4 protein-coding genes and 1 pseudogene are annotated in these 2,521 nt (G+C 68.5%); 1 reads left to right on the top strand and 4 read right to left on the bottom strand.

Going from position 1 to position 2,521, the window contains the following annotated elements:
- Positions 1-334, top strand: a pseudogene (locus tag VIB55_RS21485) (hypothetical protein); the annotation flags it as partial.
- A gap of 84 nt (positions 335-418) precedes the next feature.
- Here the strand turns inward: VIB55_RS21485 and VIB55_RS21480 are convergent.
- From VIB55_RS21480 to VIB55_RS21465, 4 genes are all read right to left on the bottom strand, one after another.
- Positions 419-778: a hypothetical protein gene (locus VIB55_RS21480; protein ID WP_331020819.1), complete on the bottom strand. Its 360-nt coding sequence runs from the start codon at positions 776-778 to the stop codon at positions 419-421.
- Between the two features lie 167 nt (positions 779-945).
- Positions 946-1,356, bottom strand: a complete 411-nt coding sequence (msrB, locus tag VIB55_RS21475; protein WP_331878720.1) for a peptide-methionine (R)-S-oxide reductase MsrB — start codon at positions 1,354-1,356, stop codon at positions 946-948.
- A gap of 77 nt (positions 1,357-1,433) precedes the next feature.
- Positions 1,434-1,778 carry a TfoX/Sxy family protein gene (locus VIB55_RS21470; protein WP_331878719.1) on the bottom strand — a complete coding sequence of 115 codons (345 nt, stop codon included), beginning with the start codon at positions 1,776-1,778 and terminating at the stop codon, positions 1,434-1,436.
- Positions 1,779-1,792: 14 nt separating this feature from the next.
- Positions 1,793-2,320, bottom strand: a complete 528-nt coding sequence (locus VIB55_RS21465) for a hypothetical protein (RefSeq protein WP_331878718.1) — start codon at positions 2,318-2,320, stop codon at positions 1,793-1,795.
- Between the last annotated feature and the right edge of the window lie 201 nt (positions 2,321-2,521).

Below are 2,521 nucleotides of genomic sequence, written 5' to 3'. Positions count from 1 at the left end.
CCTGGGCGTGAGCGCACGCACGCTCACCGCGCACTGCCTTCGCGCGGGGCTGCCCGCGCCCCGGCACACGCAGGCGTGGATACGGCTGCTGCTGGGGTGCATGCTCCTGGACGACCCCGGCCGCACCGTGTACAGCGCGGCGTACGCCAGCGGCTACGCCAGCGAACGCTCGCTGCGCCGGGCCATCACCGCCTCGCTGGGGGTGGACAGCACGGCCCTGCGACGGGCGGGGGCCTTCGCCACGGCGGGCGCGGCGTTCAACCACGCGCTGCACCAGGCCCGCGAGGCCGCCCGCGAGCGCCGGCGCCCGGGTCCGCACCGCAAGCCGGAGTGAGCCCGGAGCACGCGGGTTTCAGGAATGGCGAACGGGGGACCCTTCACAGTGAATGGTCCCCCCGTACGACGCCGAGAGATGGTGCTACTCGGAGTACTGCGTGCGGAGCGCCGGAATCCAGGCGGGGATGGGTGTCTGCGTCGAAACGCAGCGCCCTTCCACCACCTGCAGCACGTCGAGCACCGCGCCCCGGCCCTGCTCGGGGGCAAAGTGCCCCACCAGCAGCTTCAGCGCGTTGTTCGCGGCTTCTGGCGAAACCGCCTGGACGTTGCGTTGGGCATCGCGCAGATACCACGCGCGAAGCTTGCGTTCCGTCTTCACGTACGGATCGGCTCCATCCAGGAACCCACGCAGGCCCGTGGGGCTCATGCCGATGTCGCGCGCCGCCTGGCGCAGCGACGTGGCATCCACGAAGGTACGCGCGGCTTCCCGAAGCGTCTCCACGGACGCGGTATCTTTACGCGGCGGCACCCGTCACCGTCCCGTCCTCTGGGTGTGAAATCCCGGCCAGCCAATCTGGCCGCTTTCGCTGCACAGGTTACAGCGTGGACCGCGATGGGACAAGAGGCAATGTGCCTTTTTCCGTCACAAGCGGGCTTTCCCGACCGAAATCAGGGATTTTCGCCCTGTTTCGGCTCCAGCGAGATGGACGCCGAGTTGATGCAGTAGCGCAGCCCGGTGGGCGCGGGGCCGTCGTTGAATACGTGGCCCAGGTGTGCTCCGCACCGGTTGCACACCACCTCGGTGCGCCGCATGAAGAACGAGTCGTCGGCGTGCTCGCCCACCACCTCGGGCGAGGCGGGGGCGGTGAAGCTGGGCCATCCGCAGCCGGAATCGAACTTCTCGTCGCTGCGGAACAACTCCTCGTTGCAGCAGATGCAGCGGTACACGCCCACGTCCTTCGTATCCCAGTACGCCCCGGTAAAGGCGCGCTCCGTACCCTTCAGCCGCGCTACCTGGTACTGCTCGGGCGTGAGCTGCGCCCGCCACTCGGCATCGGTCTTCTGGATCTTCTCGGCCATCGTCTCTCCCTGTCGTTCCCGTCTCTGGAGCCCTTCAGCCGGATGATACACCGTCCGCGGCGGCGCGAGCCGTTCTGTTACTTCTTCTTCTTGCCCTTGCGGGCGCGGCGGGCGACGTCCAGGGCCGCGTCCATCCACGGGCGCAGCAGGTCGGGCGACTCCAGCAGGTCGGCGGGCAGCTCGTAGTACTTCATCACCTGCTGCCCGTCGCCGAACGGATCGAACTGGCCCATGCCGGCGTCCGTGAACATCGCGCGGTTGGTGTCGTCCACCTTCAGGTACACCGCGCCGTCGTCCATCAGGGCAAAGAACAGCCCGTCGGAGTAGATGCCCACGCCGCCGAACATGGACCGGCCGCTGACCGGTGCCACCCGGCCCATCTGCTCCAGCACGTACTCGCGGTAGTCGGCGCTCACGGCCATGGTCGGGTCTCCGCTCAGCGGCTCCAGAAAAATGCGTGGTTCGTCCGCGGGTCGGCGGCCAGGTAGCCCCGGTCGGGACCGGAGGCGATCTCCCACACCAGCAGGCGCTCGCCCTGGCTGCCGGACAGCGTGCGCGAGGTGATGGGCCACCAGCGGCTCCATCCCGGCGTGGGAACCAGCACCCGCTCCACCTCGGCCAGCGGCAACTGGCGCATCCCCGCGGTGAACGCCTTCAGTGCCGCACTGTCGGCATAGGTGAAGCGCACGAACCGCTGGTCGGTGTCGCGGTTGTGGCGGGTGTGGATCTCGGTGGCGGTCGCGGGCACGAAGCGCGGGAGCAGCCCCCGCTCCACGGCCTTGGCGTCGCTCGCTTCCTGGTACACCTCGAAGCGCTCCTCCGGCTGCTGAAAGCGCTTGAGCGTGGCGGGAACGAAGCCCGCGCCGATCAGCAGCACGGAAACGATCAGCAGCGTCAAAACGTTCTTGCGGCGAATGGCAGGATCGTAGGGATCGGGTCCCAGGTTCGACGGATCTGTATTCATCAGCTCGTACAGGTACGGCGTAGGTCGCTTGGACGGATAGTCGGCTCCGTGGAGCCGGGCGGAAAATACTCCGCCGCCCTCGATTGCGCGACTGGGGGACGCAGCGAGGCCGGCCGGGAAAGCTCCCGGCCGGCCTCGGGGGTCCGCGCGATCGATTGACGTCGCGTGTCAGTCCGCCTCGTTCCTCGCGCGGCAGTCGTC

Origin of the sequence: Longimicrobium sp., from assembly GCF_036554565.1 — a bacterium.
Lineage (GTDB): Bacteria > Gemmatimonadota > Gemmatimonadetes > Longimicrobiales > Longimicrobiaceae > Longimicrobium.
The sequence above is the reverse complement of the archived record's forward strand: the minus strand, read 5'-3'. Positions and strand labels throughout refer to the sequence as shown.